The sequence below is a fragment of the Paenibacillus salivarius genome (genome assembly GCF_051307165.1).
GTDB lineage: Bacteria > Bacillota > Bacilli > Paenibacillales > Paenibacillaceae > Fontibacillus.
Genome location: NZ_CP195592.1, coordinates 85,001 through 98,955, shown reverse-complemented (window position 1 = coordinate 98,955; position 13,955 = coordinate 85,001). Strand labels below are relative to the sequence as shown.

The following is a 13,955-nucleotide window of genomic DNA, read 5'->3' as shown; positions in this document are numbered from 1 at the left end:
CCCTTCATGCTAAGCTCTTCTTTTCGTTCGTATTCTCAGGAGTCTCAGCCGCCGCTCTCGGCAATGAAATTGTAACTACCGTGCCGACGCCGATCTCGCTGTCAAACCAAATCATGCCCCTGTGGCTTTCGATAATACGCTGTGTGACCATGAGACCGAGGCCCGTCCCCTTTTCCTTGTTCGTATAAAAAGGTTCCCCGAGCTTCTCCAGCCGTTCCCTGGGAATGCCCTCGCCCTGATCGATGACCCGGATGATCACGTTCCGATCCTCCCCCTCGCCGAGGTCCAGCGTGATCGTACCGCCGCGGGGCATGGCCTCCATGGCATTTTTCAAAATATTGATGAACACTTGCTTCAATTGATTCTCTTCACAGTGTACCAGAATCGGGACCGGCGAGAAATGGGTCTCGAATTCAATGTTATGTAAATGCGCCTCGCTATCCAGCAACGAAATCACATCCCCAAGCGTAAACCGAACATCTTTTACCTCAAAATGAACGGCTTGCGGCTTGGCCAAAATCAGAAATTCGCTTACGATCAAATTAATCCGGTCCAGTTCGGATAGCATGAGGTCCGTATGCTGCTGATTCACCGATTTGGTCCGCTGCTGCATTTGCAGAAAGCCCCGAAGCGTGGTTAGCGGATTACGGATCTCATGGGCGACTCCGGCAGCCAATTGCCCGACGGTCGTCAATTTCTCCGAACGCCGCAGCAGTTCCTCCATCTTATTATGCTCGGTCATATCCCGAGCAATGCTGATAAAAGCGACGATCAGGCCGTCCTCATCGTACACCGGGGATTCGCTGATACTGACATGAACCTCGCTGCCGTCTTTGCGCAGGCGTACGGTTTCCGTCAGCACAAGCGCCCGGCCCTTCGCAATTTTCTCGGCACACTTCTCATGTTGGCCCTCTAGGGATGAAGGAACAAAATTCAGCTTGGAGCCGACAATTTCTTCGCTGGTCCAGCCGAACAACTTCTCAAAGGCCGAATTCACTCTCAAAATCGTGCCGTCCAGGTCGGTAACATGAATCGCATCCGCCGTCTGGTTGATGATGGATTCCAGATGCTCCTTCATCAGCCGGTTTTCTTCGCTTTGCCGGTTCAGCCTATCCATATAATGACTTATGCTATCCGCCATTTCATTGATTTGCCCCGCCAACCGTCCCAATTCATCTTTACGGCCGACATGCGCGCGGGCATCGAAGTCCCCTAAAGAGAGGCGGCTGACCTTGGTCAAAATATCCTGAATCGGCCGTACCAGTTCTCCCGCCAAAATGTAACTGACGAAAATAACAATTTGCAGCATGACGATCGAAATGGATAGCTGGCTTAGCATATGCTTGGAAATGGCTGCAGATATCGGCTCATAACTGGATATGATTCGAATCACATACGGCTCTTGATATTGGGGCCGAATCGGGATATAACTGTCTAATATTTTTTTTCCGTTGATTTTCGTCTCGAACAATAGCGTTACATTGCCTTGGAGCGCCTTTCTCGCGGAATCGGCGACCATCCGGTCATTTTGATACTCGTATGTACCGAATATAAGATGTTCTCCCGATTCAAACGTTTCCGGATTAAATCCCGTTATTTCGAGCAGTCCGCTGTTGGCCTGCATGGTTTCCTTTGCAATTTGTTCCGGGCTCGTCATCTGGAGGATATCCTCCATGAAAGTTTGGTTTTTTGCCGGGTCGTTCCCGTTTTTTATATATTCATACACCGAACGGCTCTGTTCGACGGCCAAAGCGATTTGCTTGGCGGTCATCAACACATTCGCTTCGTTGTCCTTGCGTAAATTGTCCCGGGTTGTAAAGTAGCTCAGCAACAAATTTATAGTAAGAAGCATAACCGCAAATGCAGTCATAATGACGGATAACTTGGCTTTTATCGACAAATGGCACTCCCCCCTTGTCATGTTTTTGGGGATATATGGGACGATTCGACACTAACCTCATCATACCCGCAACGACAAGTTTTGCAAAGACGTTGAAATTCCCAGTTCCATTCCCTACAATAAGAAAATATACCTAATTTATTGCCACCTAAGTCAGTGTGCGCAAAAAGATATTCACAATCTAATAACATATTAACAACACGAAAGTTGAATATGTGTATAAGACTGGGGATAAGTGTGGGGTTATCAACAGATTTATCCCCAACATGTTAAGAACGAATATTTGTTCGTTGGACAAACCCTGCCGAAATCACCAAGAGGAGCTGAAGAGCAGCTTATGCCATTACCATTTATACCGGAGCCTCCCCCATCCACAAAATCCGACGAATTCTGGATGGAAGAAGCTATCCGGGAAGCCCGGAAAGCGGAAGCCCTTGGCGAAGTGCCGATCGGCGCGATCGTCGTTCGGGGAGATGAAATCGTCGGCCGGGGCCATAATTTAAGAGAGATTGCAAAAGACGGCACGGCCCATGCCGAAATGATCGCCATCCGTAACGCCAGTGAAACGATCGGGGCCTGGCGTTTGTTGCACTGCCGGTTGTACGTTACCCTTGAGCCATGTCCGATGTGCGCCGGAGCTATCGTCCAATGCCGTGTGCCGCAAGTTATCTATGGAGCGTCGGATCCAAAGGCCGGTTGCGCAGGGACGCTGATGAATCTTTTGCAGGAGCCGAGGTTCAATCACCGGACGGAGGTGTTTCCCGGCGTGCTTCAAGAAGAATGCGCCGCGATGCTTACGGCATTTTTCCGCAAACTGCGCCAAAAAATCTAGCAAAAAACAGCAAAAACCGTGCTTAGTCGCACGGTTTTTTTCTTTTTTATGAACCATGACTTGATAGCATTACGATTTCAAGACAAGCTAGTGAATCGCATTTTTCTTGAAACGTCCGCCTTTCACGTCATGAATATTTCCTACAGCCATAAATGCACTTTCATCAAAATGATTTACAATTTCCTTGAGCTTGGCCTCTTCCAAGCGGGTAACGACACAAAAGATAACCTTCTTCGGATCTCCGGAAAATCCACCTTCGCCCGATAAATAAGTGACGCTGCGGCCTAATCGATTTACGATAGCTGATCCGATCTCATCAATCTGATCGCTGATAATCCATACCGACTTCGATTCATTCAAACCGTCAACGACAATATCAATGGTCTTGTAGGCGATATAGTAGGCCAAAAGGGAGAACAACGCACGTTCCCAGCCGAACACAAAACCGGCACTTAACAAAATAAAGAAGTTAAAGAACATAATGACTTCACCGACGGAAAAAGGGGACTTGCGCGAAATAAGGATAGCCACGATTTCGGTACCATCAAGGGAACCTCCAAAGCGGATGACGATGCCTGTGCCCACGCCGAGCAGAACACCGCCGAAAACGAAAGCAAGCAGCGTGTCGGTCACAAAAGGGTCTACAGGATGGAGAAGGGCGGTCCCGACCGACATCACTGTGATGCCGACCAATGTGGATATGGCAAACGTTTTGCCGATTTGTTTATAACCGATGATCAAAAAAGGTAGGTTGAAGAGAAACAGGAAAATACCGAGCGGCCAATGGGACAAATAAGAGGACATGACTGAAATACCGGTGATTCCACCATCCGTGATCTTGTTCGGAACAAGAAACAACTCCAAAGCTACGGAAACCAAAATCGCTCCGATGATGATAAAGGCGAACCTGAGCACCAAACTCCCCAGGCTTCTCTGCTTGTGCTGCTGAGGTGCAGATTTGATTCTTGATTCCAAAGAGGTAATGTTGTTATCTACCATGTTCAAACGCATCACTATCCTTTCAAAATAAAGTATCGTTTCTTTTTCCCCATCTCTCCATTCCATCTATACATCGGTTCATATTCTATGCCCCTATCTTTATTATGACATTTTATGAGCTTCGTGTCCCGCTTTATTCAAAAATTGAGGATAACAAAAATACCCGGCACGCATGCCGGGCCGGGCTCATTGCTGTATCGATTTCGGATCATCCTTCAGGGTTGTTATGACTCACATGATTGCGGTTTTTTACCTTTTTGGAACCGGATAGCGGTTCCTGTCCCTGATGTCCGCGTTCTCTGCGTTCATTGAGACGCTGCTGCTCCGGATGGGTTCCGGAAGTCATGTACGTTTGCGGTTTGGTCACGAAGCTCTCTCCTTTCAGGCGCAAGACTGGTCTTTGCATGGCATTGATGATGCCCTTCCTTATCTTGCTTCGGGAAAGTCGGCTTTATGCATATCCGGTTCCGAAACTGTTTACCTTTATTCCTGAATTGATGTTACGATACCATCTTCTAAGTAAATATACTTGTAATCATCATAAACCCATTGTTCGCTCACGCCATATGCAGATGTAGTCTTATTTATGTCAGATGGACTTCCCCAATTCGATGCTTTTACTTCATCAGCGGTCATCCCTATGCTTGGTGAGGGCTTTTCTTCGGGAATGCTTGTTGAAATACTGGTTTTTGAGTAAATGCTCACATCACTTCCACCAACGGAATAAGTAGTTTTCACATGAAGTTTGTTATTTTTTATAGAGTAAATATCACCGGTTTCATTCATAATAGTGTTGTTATTAAGGGTTAAATCCCATGTATAAACTTTGGTTTTATGTGAGTCGGGAAAATACACATTAGTCACTTTGTTTCCAGAAAAGATAATTTGTTGTAAGCCGTCTTCAGCTTCCCATGTTCCTTGTAATTCCGCCAACTGCGGAAGGATGCTTAGATACGATTTCGAATCTTTATATACCTTTCCTATACTCATGAAGTACTCTCTTGATAAGAAATAGTCGCCTTGTCTTTGTTGCTGAGATGTTGAAGCCCTGATTGATAATCAATTTCTGGAATCATTGATTTACTATCTTTATAAGAAACGATTTCAACAAATGCTTCTTTTGCTTTCACATATTCTTTTTTCTCCAACAACTGCTTTGCATACAAATAACGAGTTTCAATTAAAAGTTCAATCGCATCTTTGTAATCAGCAAGATCAGTAAATGCGGAAATTGCCAATTCATATTGCTTACTTTTCATTAACGACTTCGCATGGCTATATTGCTGGTATGGGAGTGTAACTACATAAAGCACAATTAGACCAGTTAAGACTATTGCCGAGATGATAAAAATATAGAGTTTGTTTTTCCGAGTACTTTTTTCAACCATAAACTGCTAATCCCCCTAAGTATAATCCTGATGAAAGCCCGTTTTAGTAAAAATGGACTAAGAAAATTATACCATCAAGCCACATGTAGGACTATCGTCGGTAAAAAATATACTCTGTCACGAACACAAAAAAACGCACCCGACCGCTGTTCAACAGTCAAGTGCGTTTACGTCATAATCACCGCAATGCCTTATGTATGCGGCGTTAATTTGTATGTAACTGGCGGAGAGGATGGGATTCGAACCCATGTGGGCTTGCACCCTAACGGTTTTCAAGACCGCCCCGTTATGACCGCTTCGGTACCTCTCCAAATGAATCTGATTCGCGTAACAAATCAGATTCTAACACAGAAAAGGCTCATGATCAAGCTATTTCCGCTTAGTAATTGCCTCCAGATTGCCCATATACGGACGCAGTACTTCCGGAATGATGACGCTGCCGTCTTCCTGCTGATAATTCTCCAGAATCGCGGCTACCGTACGTCCTACAGCCAGTCCCGAACCGTTCAACGTGTGAACAAATTCCGGTTTGGATTTCGGCTCCGGACGGAAACGAATATTCGCCCGGCGGGCTTGAAAATCTTCTACGTTCGAGCAGGAAGAGATCTCACGATACATCCCGCTTTCCGGCAACCAAACCTCCAGGTCGTACGTTTTGGCCGACGTAAAGCTCATATCTCCGGTACACAGCGCCAATACCCGATAAGGGAGGTTAAGAAGCTGTAGCACCTTTTCCGCGTTGGCGGTCATTTTCTCAAGCTCATCATACGAGGTATCCGGATGGACGATTTTGATCATTTCCACCTTGTTGAATTGATGCTGGCGAATGAGTCCGCGCGTATCGCGACCCGCCGCACCGGCTTCGGAACGGAAGCAGGAGCTGTATGCCACATAATTCCGGGGCAGATCCTCCGCGTTCAGGATTTCGTCGCGATGATAGTTCGTCACCGGCACTTCCGCCGTCGGAATCAGGTAATATTCGCTCTCGGTCAGCTTGAAGAGGTCTTCTTCAAACTTAGGCAATTGACCGGTTCCGTAGAGGCTGTCGCGATTGACGATGTACGGAGGCAGCATTTCCTCGTATCCGTGTTCATTGCTGTGAAGATCCATCATAAAGCTGATCAGCGCGCGCTCCAATCGTGCACCCAGGCCTTTATAAAAGGTGAACCGGGAGCCGGTTACCTTGGCGCCCGCTTCAAAATCAAGGATTCCAAGCTCGGTAGCGATATCCCAATGCGCTTTAGGCGTAAAGTCAAAGCTTCTCGGTTCGTTCCAACGGCGAACTTCCACATTTTCTTCCTCCGAAACGCCGATAGGCACGCTGCTGTGAGGAATATTCGGAATATTCATCGTCAATTCGTCGATTTTGCCTTCGAGCTCGCGGATTTCCTCGTCAAGCTGCTTGATGCGGTCGCCCACCTCGCGCATTTCGACGATCAGCTCTTCGGCATCTTCCTTGTTTTTCTTGCGTTGGGCCACTTCAGCCGATACGGTGTTACGGCGATTTTTAAGCGCTTCGGTCTCTTGCAGCAATTCGCGGCGCTTCTCGTCGAGCTTTGGGAAATCCGCGATCAAATCCTGCGATTTTCCGCGGTTTTTGAGCGCCTCTTCCACGCGCGCGTAGTCGTTTCGCAATATTTTAACATCTAACATCGATTGTCCCTCCTAAAATCATCCGGCCGCCTCATTCATCTTGATCATCTCCAAAAAGTACGCGTGCAGCGAGAAATCATCGGTCAGTTCCGGGTGGAAGGAGGAGACGAGCAGATTGTCCTGCCTTGCGGTGACGATTTCCTCCTTATACGTCGAAAGGATCTCTACGCCTGTGCCCACTTCCGTGATGAGCGGCGCACGAATGAATACCGCCCGCAGCGGCTCGCTCAATCCCTTGACTTCCAAGTCCGTTTCAAAGCTTTCCCGTTGACGGCCAAAAGCGTTCCGCGAAACCTTGATGTTCATTAAACCAAGATGGGCTTCTTCCCCGCCTTCGATCTCCTTAGCCATAACGATCAAACCGGCACAGGTTCCGAACACAGGCTTGCCTTGCTCCGCAAAAGAACGAATCGCATCCATAAAGCCGTATTTCCGCATCAGCTTGCCGATGGTCGTACTTTCTCCTCCGGGGATAATTAAGCCTCCTAGCTCATCCAGCTGCTCGGGATGCTTCACAGGGACACCTTCCGCGCCCGCCAATTCTATACTTCGAATATGCTCTGCAACTGCCCCCTGCAGCGCTAATACGCCTACCTTCATGGCTTACCCTTCTTTCCCATGCCTAGCCTTGCTGTCCCCCCGCTTACGTATCGGGTAAAACGAGGGGCTATCCTCTTACCAGCCGCGATCGGACATCCGTTCTGCCGCACTCAGCTTCGAGATTTCGATCCCTTTCATCGGGGTGCCCAAGTTCTTGGACACTTCGGCGATCAATTTATAATCGGTATAATGAGTTGTCGCTTCCACAATGGCGCGGGCAAACTTCTCCGGACTGTCCGACTTGAAAATGCCGGATCCGACAAACACCCCGTCCGCTCCCAAATGCATCATCAGTGCGGCATCCGCAGGAGTCGCTACGCCGCCGGCCGCAAAGTTAACAACCGGCAACTTGCCGTTCTCATGCACTTCGAACAGCAAATCGTAGGCAACGCCAAGATTTTTGGCTTCCGCATACAGCTCATCTTTCGACATGTTCTGTACTTTGCGAATCTGGCTGTTGATCAGACGCATGTGGCGAACCGCTTCAACGATATTGCCCGTTCCGGGTTCTCCCTTGGTACGGATCATGGACGCGCCTTCACTGATCCGGCGCAACGCTTCGCCAAGGTCTTTCGCTCCGCATACAAAAGGCACGGTAAAATCACGCTTATCGATATGGAACACTTCATCGGCAGGTGTCAATACTTCGCTTTCATCCAAGTAGTCTACCCCGAGCGATTCCAGAACTTTCGCTTCGACATAATGCCCGATCCGCGCTTTGGCCATGACCGGAATAGATACGACTTTCATGACTTCTTCGATAATGGTAGGGTCCGCCATGCGGGCTACGCCGCCGGCAGCGCGGATATCCGAAGGGACCCGCTCCAATGCCATTACGGCGGTTGCCCCTGCCGCTTCGGCGATTTTAGCTTGCTCGGCGTTCATGACGTCCATAATGACGCCGCCTTTTTGCATCTCTGCCATACCTCTTTTTACCCGCGATGTTCCTGTTTCCATGTCCACGCCCCCCGTTAATAATCTAACTTGATATTTTACAATAATCGCCTTAAATATACAACCCGCTTACTCGGGAATATACTCGCTAATAGCTGTTAGAACAAGTTTTTGATCCCGTTGAAAAGATCCTTGAAGAAGTCGCCGATAGCACGCATCAACAGCTTGAACCAGCCGGCTTTCTCCGCGTCCTGGGCCGTGATCAGATTTACCGTCTTTTCCAGCGTCTGATCCATTCCGGCAGGCTTGAAAGAATAAGTTACCTTGCCTACTGCGGTTCCTTGCTTCAGAGGTGCCGTCAACGTTTCATTGTTCATTGTCACTTTGGCTTGTACCGTGCTGATATCCGCGCCCTTAGGAATCACAAAGCTAACCCCTTGATCGCTGACGACAGGGATCGAAGTGTTTTTCGCCTTCTTCACGGTCACCGTTTCCGTGCCGGCTACCGTCGATTTCGGAGGGATCACTTGCTTCGTTTCGAAATTATTGAAGCCGAAGTCAAGCACTTTACGCGTTTCGGTGAAGCGTGCCTTTTCCGACGAAGTCCCCATCACGACGCTGATCAGCCGCATGCCGTTACGCTCCGCGGTTCCGGTGAAACAGTTGCCCGCATTGGTCGTATGACCCGTTTTCAGGCCGTCGAGACCTTCGTACGCGTACTGTTTAAAGTTCGTTACATTCTTGTTCGCTTCCAGCATCCAGTTATAGTTAACGATCGGCTTTGCATCGCGCTCGCGGAATTGATAGGTTTGCAGAGACGTAAATTCGGCAAAATCCGGGTGATCGGTAACGATGTATTTCGCCAAGATTGCAGCATCCATCGCCGACATCACCGTTTCCCTGTCGTCCTGCGGACGGAATCCTTCCGGCATATCCGCGATATCCAAACCTGTAGAGTTGGCAAAGTACGTGTTAGTCATCCCCATCCGCTTCGCTTCATCATTCATCATTTTGACGAAGGCCTGCTCCGATCCTGCGACATACTCGGCCAATGCAACGGTTGCATCATTTGCGGAACCAACCGCCATGGCGATATACAATTCTCGGATCGTATGCTGATCTCCTTTTGCAAGAAAAATCCGGGACCCGACCGTTTTCGATGCATTGTCCTGTACCGTCACGACGTCGTCCCAACTGTATTTGCCTTGCTTGACCAGGTCGGCGACGATATACTCCGTCATCATCTTGGTCATGCTCGCCGGCGGAAGCGCTTCGTCACCGTTGATATTCAACAGGACTTGGCCGGAGACCGGCTCGATGAGAATCGCCGACTTAACCTTTAAATCCAAGGAATCGACACTGGGAATGGCAGTGACTGCGTTTTTCGAGGCCGCGGGCTTTGTCGAATTGGTTTCATTCGTGGTCGTCGTGGAGGTTGCCGTTGAATTCTCCCCTTCAGCCAGCGCAAGCGCCGGAAGCGTTGAAAGACAAAGCATATTCAATAAAAGAACGGAAGCCACGCTTTTGCGGAGAACATTCCGTCCGGAATTCGAAGTTACGAGTTTATTTTCATTTTCTTTCTTCTGCGTCAATTTTCTTAAAGCTCCTCTCCAAATTCTCGTTCAATTGCTCTATCTATTCTATCACAGCCCCTAATGCAAAAAAAGACAAGCAAGGCGGAAATCGCCATGCTTGCCTAATGGTATATTCTTCTTGTTCTCTTTACAGAGAATAGTTCGGCGCTTCCTTCGTAATTTGCACATCATGCGGATGGCTTTCGCGGAGACCCGCGCCCGTAATCCGTACAAACTGCGTATCATTGCGAAGCTCGTCCAATGTTTTGGTACCGCAATAACCCATACCGGAACGAAGACCGCCGATCAGTTGGTGAATCGTGTCCGCCAATGGACCTTTGTAAGCGACGCGTCCTTCAATGCCTTCGGGTACAAGCTTCTTGTCGTCATCCTGGAAGTAGCGGTCCTTACTGCCTTGCTTCATCGCTCCCATGGAGCCCATGCCTCTGTACACTTTATATCGGCGTCCTTGATAAATTTCCGAATCCCCAGGGCTTTCTTCGGTGCCGGCAAACAAGCTGCCAAGCATGACCGCATGAGCGCCAGCCGAAATCGCCTTCGTGATTTCGCCCGAATATTTGATGCCGCCGTCCGCAATAATCGGCACGCCGTACTCGCGGGCAACCGTCGCACAATCATACACGGCGGTGATTTGCGGCACGCCGATACCGGCAATAACGCGGGTCGTACAAATCGAACCCGGTCCGATGCCGACTTTGACTACGGATGCGCCGGCCTCAATCAGCGCGCGCGTCGCTTCTCCCGTCGCCACGTTACCCGCGATAATCGTGAGTTCCGGATACCGCTTGCGCAGCTCGGCTACGGCCTCAATGATGTTGATGTGATGACCGTGCGCCGAATCGACGGTAATGACGTCAACACCGGCTTTGACCAAGGCATCCGTCCGTTCAAATGTATCCTTCGAAATCCCGACAGCCGCACCGACCAGCAGTCTGCCTTGGGCATCCTTCGCCGCGTTCGGGAACTGGATCGCTTTTTCGATATCTTTAATGGTAATAAGACCTTTTAGCACATTGTTTTCATCCACCAGCGGGAGCTTTTCGATCTTATGTTTTTGCAAAATAACTTCGGCTTCCTGCAGTGTCGTACCTACCGGAGCCGTCACCAAATTTTCGCGGGTCATGACTTCGCTGATCTTAATGCTGTAATCATGCACGAAGCGCAAGTCCCGGTTGGTCAAAATCCCGATCAGCTTATGCTCATCATCCACGATCGGCACGCCGGAAATCCGGAATTTGCCCATGACCGATTCCGCGTCGGATACAAGATGATCTGCCGTCAACGAGAACGGATTCGTGATTACGCCGCTTTCGGAACGTTTAACGCGGTCCACTTCCTCCGCCTGCTTTTCGATCGGCATATTTTTGTGGATAATCCCGATACCGCCCTCACGTGCCATGGCGATCGCCAGCGCCGATTCCGTCACCGTGTCCATTCCCGCGCTGATCAACGGAATATTCAGCTTCACCTTGTCGCTTAATTTCGTGGAAACGTCCACCTCTTTTGGCAATACTTCGGATTTGCGTGGAACAAGCAATACATCGTCAAATGTAAGGCCTTCCTTGTCAAATTTACTTTCCCACACGTTAGGTTTTCCTCCTTGTTTTTTGATCGGGTCCGGTCGATTTTCCTTATAAATCAAGGCCGAATTCGTACTTACGAAAATATATTATTGCCATCTTAGCAAAGGCCATATAGGCTGTCAAGAAATTGTCGTTGGAAAGTTTGCATGGCTTTTCAGGGCATACGGCTGTCTCCCTATTGTGGACAATATACCGCAAAGATATAAAAAAACCGCTGCTTTAAGGCAACGGTTTATAGATATGCATTTTATTGGTTGCCGGCCTTGTCGCTATGGATGACTTGGTCCAAAATCCCATAGGCCTTTGCCTCTTCCGCCGTCATGAAATAATCCCGGTCCATATCCCGGGCGATTCGTTCGATACTTTGCCCCGTACGTTCCGCTGCAATTTCATTCAGCCGCTGCCGTGTCTGGATGATTCGTCTGGCACTGATTTCAATGTCGCTGGCCTGCCCTTGGACACCGCCATGCGGTTGATGGATCATGATCTCGCTGTTCGGCAGCGCAAACCGCTTGCCTTTGGCTCCCGACATCAGCAATATGGCGGCAAACGAGGCAGCCATCCCTGAGCAGATCGTTTGGACATCAGGCTTCACATATTGCATCGTATCGTAAATTGCAAAGCCGGCCGTCGTGGACCCTCCAGGACTGTTAATGTAAAAATAAATATCCTTTTCCGGATCCTCAGCAGCCAAAAACAGCATCTGAGCAATGATGCTATTCGCAACCTGATCATCGATCGCGGATCCGAGAAATACGATTCTGTCCTTTAAAAGACGGGAGTAGATGTCATAGGAGCGTTCCCCTCGTCCTGTCTGCTCGATGACATATGGAATTACCGTACTCATCACAACACCTCCATCGTTTTTATGCGGCCAGTTGCATAAGCGGGCTATGCGAATGAAGCATGAATTGCGCCTTGGACTTGGGAAGTTTCGTTTGTTTCCGCACTTGCGCGTTCAGTATGGAAACGATCGCTCCTTCGGCGACTCCGTCGTTCATCAACATAACCATAGCTTCCGTATTCTGCTTACGAAAAGCTTCCATATAAGCGTGGAGCAGCAAGTCGTCCGTTTTATCCGTTACGCTAGTTCCGTTTGACGGTCGATCGGCATGATCCTTATCATGGGACTCCGCCTCTGCCATGATTCCCTTAAGCTTCGTCCGGGCTCTATGAAGCGCCGCCTTTACAGCCCCTTCCGTCGTTCGGGTGAGTTGGGCCGCCTCTGCAGCCGTATATTTCAAAACATCAACCAGCAGCAGCGATGTGCGCTGCACCGGAGATAACTGGCTTACCAGCGTTTCCATGGCCGACCAAACTTCAATCGCGCTGCTCTCGGGCTGCCGTAACTCCTCCAGGATTTGAGCGTGGACGGTAGGTACCCGCTTTTTCCGGCTACGATCGATCCATGCATTTCGTGCGACGCGGTACAGGTATGTGCGATTAAGATCATCGCCACCCTCATGCGATTTGCCGAGCATGGCCGACCAGACCTTAAGCCATGTATCTTGCGCCAAATCATCGCCTTCCCAAATGGATCCGGCCAACGCGCGGCAATACTTTCTTAACACCTGATGATGTTCCCCAACCCATTCCGTCATCCTAACCGGCTTCTCCGCTTCCACTTCCTTCTGTCCGCTGCCCATCCGCTCATTCTGCACGCTCTGCACCTCCATAAGATCAAACCTTCCTCGGTTTCGATCTCACTGTTATAAACGAAAAAATCTCCTTAGCAGATACGGTACGATACCCATTATTTTTTTGCAAATTATTTTGGTGCCTTCGCTTTGCCGTTCAATTTACGGATTGCTCCCTCTCCTCTTCCACCGCGCCTCAATCGATGGGTACCGGAAAGTAAAAGCATCTTGTGTATATATACAGTTAAAATACAAAAAAGAGCACCACCGACAAAACTCGGTAGTGCTCTTTATCTTTGCTTGGCGGCGTCCTACTCTCCCAGGACCCTTCGGTCCAAGTACCATCGGCGCTGGAGGGCTTAACGGTCGTGTTCGGGATGGGTACGCGTGGAACCCCTCCGCCATCGCCACCAAACGGTTCAAGCGTTGATCGCCTGAAAACTGGATACGAAACTTCATTTGCGTGTTTAGCTTTTTGGATAAGCCCTCGACCGATTAGTACTGGTCAGCTCCACACATTGCTGTGCTTCCACCCCCAGCCTATCAACCTCGTCGTCTTCAAGGGGTCTTACTAGTTGGGAAATCTCATCTTGAGGGGGGCTTCACGCTTAGATGCTTTCAGCGCTTATCCCGTCCGCACTTAGCTACCCAGCTGTGCTCCTGGCGGAACAACTGGTGCACCAGCGGTGCGTCCATCCCGGTCCTCTCGTACTAAGGACAGCTCCTCTCAAATTTCCTACGCCCACGACAGATAGGGACCGAACTGTCTCACGACGTTCTGAACCCAGCTCGCGTACCGCTTTAATGGGCGAACAGCCCAACCCTTGGGACCTACTTCAGCCCCAGGATGCGATGAGCCGACATCGAGGTGCCA

The 13,955-nt window shown here is 49.4% G+C and carries 13 protein-coding genes, 1 tRNA gene and 2 rRNA genes (1 of these 16 cut by a window edge); 1 reads left to right on the top strand and 15 read right to left on the bottom strand.

All coding sequences use genetic code 11. The features are described from left to right. Positions 1–4 precede the first annotated feature (4 nt). Positions 5–1,900 carry a PAS domain S-box protein gene (locus ACSFXJ_RS00475; RefSeq protein WP_435923298.1) on the bottom strand — a complete coding sequence of 632 codons (1,896 nt, stop codon included), beginning with the start codon at positions 1,898–1,900 and terminating at the stop codon, positions 5–7. Between the two features lie 337 nt (positions 1,901–2,237). On the opposite strand from ACSFXJ_RS00475, the gene tadA reads away from it, so the two are divergent. After that, positions 2,238–2,732 carry a tRNA adenosine(34) deaminase TadA gene (gene tadA, locus ACSFXJ_RS00470; RefSeq protein WP_435923297.1) on the top strand — a complete coding sequence of 165 codons (495 nt, stop codon included), beginning with the start codon at positions 2,238–2,240 and terminating at the stop codon, positions 2,730–2,732. Between the two features lie 87 nt (positions 2,733–2,819). Here the strand turns inward: tadA and ACSFXJ_RS00465 are convergent, their stop codons facing one another. From ACSFXJ_RS00465 to ACSFXJ_RS00400, 14 genes are all read right to left on the bottom strand, one after another. After that, on the bottom strand, positions 2,820–3,731 hold the full coding sequence (locus ACSFXJ_RS00465; RefSeq protein ID WP_435925647.1) for a YitT family protein: 912 nt from the start codon (positions 3,729–3,731) through the stop codon (positions 2,820–2,822). A 208-nt stretch (positions 3,732–3,939) separates the two neighbouring features. Beyond that, positions 3,940–4,077: a small acid-soluble spore protein P gene (locus ACSFXJ_RS00460; RefSeq protein WP_435925646.1), complete on the bottom strand. Its 138-nt coding sequence runs from the start codon at positions 4,075–4,077 to the stop codon at positions 3,940–3,942. A 137-nt stretch (positions 4,078–4,214) separates the two neighbouring features. Further along, positions 4,215–4,721, bottom strand: coding sequence for a hypothetical protein (locus tag ACSFXJ_RS00455; RefSeq protein ID WP_435923296.1), 507 nt, complete (start codon positions 4,719–4,721; stop codon positions 4,215–4,217). Beyond that, complete coding sequence (locus tag ACSFXJ_RS00450) at positions 4,718–5,119, bottom strand: tetratricopeptide repeat protein (protein ID WP_435923295.1); 402 nt, start codon at positions 5,117–5,119, stop codon at positions 4,718–4,720. The genes ACSFXJ_RS00455 and ACSFXJ_RS00450 overlap by 4 nt, the downstream gene beginning before the upstream one ends. A gap of 221 nt (positions 5,120–5,340) precedes the next feature. Then, a tRNA-Ser gene (locus ACSFXJ_RS00445) sits at positions 5,341–5,429 on the bottom strand. A 59-nt stretch (positions 5,430–5,488) separates the two neighbouring features. Next, complete coding sequence (gene serS, locus ACSFXJ_RS00440) at positions 5,489–6,772, bottom strand: serine--tRNA ligase (protein ID WP_435923294.1); 1,284 nt, start codon at positions 6,770–6,772, stop codon at positions 5,489–5,491. An 18-nt stretch (positions 6,773–6,790) separates the two neighbouring features. Further along, complete coding sequence (pdxT, locus tag ACSFXJ_RS00435) at positions 6,791–7,372, bottom strand: pyridoxal 5'-phosphate synthase glutaminase subunit PdxT (RefSeq protein WP_435923293.1); 582 nt, start codon at positions 7,370–7,372, stop codon at positions 6,791–6,793. A 75-nt stretch (positions 7,373–7,447) separates the two neighbouring features. After that, complete coding sequence (gene pdxS, locus ACSFXJ_RS00430) at positions 7,448–8,329, bottom strand: pyridoxal 5'-phosphate synthase lyase subunit PdxS (RefSeq protein WP_435923292.1); 882 nt, start codon at positions 8,327–8,329, stop codon at positions 7,448–7,450. 95 nt (positions 8,330–8,424) lie between these two features. Further along, the gene (locus ACSFXJ_RS00425) at positions 8,425–9,762 is read right to left on the bottom strand and encodes a D-alanyl-D-alanine carboxypeptidase family protein (protein ID WP_435925645.1); all 1,338 of its coding nucleotides are present in this window, start codon (positions 9,760–9,762) and stop codon (positions 8,425–8,427) included. 226 nt (positions 9,763–9,988) lie between these two features. Next, the gene (gene guaB, locus ACSFXJ_RS00420) at positions 9,989–11,446 is read right to left on the bottom strand and encodes an IMP dehydrogenase (RefSeq protein ID WP_435923291.1); all 1,458 of its coding nucleotides are present in this window, start codon (positions 11,444–11,446) and stop codon (positions 9,989–9,991) included. A gap of 245 nt (positions 11,447–11,691) precedes the next feature. After that, entirely contained in the window at positions 11,692–12,291 is a 600-nt protein-coding gene (gene clpP, locus ACSFXJ_RS00415; protein WP_435923290.1) for an ATP-dependent Clp endopeptidase proteolytic subunit ClpP, read from the bottom strand. A 19-nt stretch (positions 12,292–12,310) separates the two neighbouring features. Further along, positions 12,311–13,120 (bottom strand): RNA polymerase sigma factor, encoded by an 810-nt coding sequence (locus ACSFXJ_RS00410; RefSeq protein WP_435923289.1) that lies wholly within the window; start codon positions 13,118–13,120, stop codon positions 12,311–12,313. A 259-nt stretch (positions 13,121–13,379) separates the two neighbouring features. Next, a 5S ribosomal RNA gene (rrf, locus tag ACSFXJ_RS00405) occupies positions 13,380–13,496 on the bottom strand. A 60-nt stretch (positions 13,497–13,556) separates the two neighbouring features. Beyond that, positions 13,557–13,955: ribosomal RNA gene (locus tag ACSFXJ_RS00400) — 23S ribosomal RNA — on the bottom strand; it runs 2,532 nt beyond the window's last position.

What these genes read in the sequence shown, in the direction of transcription:
- ACSFXJ_RS00410 (WP_435923289.1), bottom strand. Translation starts at nt 13,120, where the DNA reads ATGGAGGTGCAGAGCGTGCAGAATGAGCGGATGGGCAGCGGACAGAAG.
- pdxT (WP_435923293.1), bottom strand. Translation starts at nt 7,372, where the DNA reads ATGAAGGTAGGCGTATTAGCGCTGCAGGGGGCAGTTGCAGAGCATATT.
- ACSFXJ_RS00455 (WP_435923296.1), bottom strand. Translation starts at nt 4,721, where the DNA reads ATGAGTATAGGAAAGGTATATAAAGATTCGAAATCGTATCTAAGCATC.
- tadA (WP_435923297.1), top strand. Translation starts at nt 2,238, where the DNA reads ATGCCATTACCATTTATACCGGAGCCTCCCCCATCCACAAAATCCGAC.
- pdxS (WP_435923292.1), bottom strand. Translation starts at nt 8,329, where the DNA reads ATGGAAACAGGAACATCGCGGGTAAAAAGAGGTATGGCAGAGATGCAA.
- clpP (WP_435923290.1), bottom strand. Translation starts at nt 12,291, where the DNA reads ATGAGTACGGTAATTCCATATGTCATCGAGCAGACAGGACGAGGGGAA.
- ACSFXJ_RS00450 (WP_435923295.1), bottom strand. Translation starts at nt 5,119, where the DNA reads ATGGTTGAAAAAAGTACTCGGAAAAACAAACTCTATATTTTTATCATC.
- ACSFXJ_RS00460 (WP_435925646.1), bottom strand. Translation starts at nt 4,077, where the DNA reads ATGACTTCCGGAACCCATCCGGAGCAGCAGCGTCTCAATGAACGCAGA.
- ACSFXJ_RS00465 (WP_435925647.1), bottom strand. Translation starts at nt 3,731, where the DNA reads ATGGTAGATAACAACATTACCTCTTTGGAATCAAGAATCAAATCTGCA.
- serS (WP_435923294.1), bottom strand. Translation starts at nt 6,772, where the DNA reads ATGTTAGATGTTAAAATATTGCGAAACGACTACGCGCGCGTGGAAGAG.
- ACSFXJ_RS00425 (WP_435925645.1), bottom strand. Translation starts at nt 9,762, where the DNA reads ATGCTTTGTCTTTCAACGCTTCCGGCGCTTGCGCTGGCTGAAGGGGAG.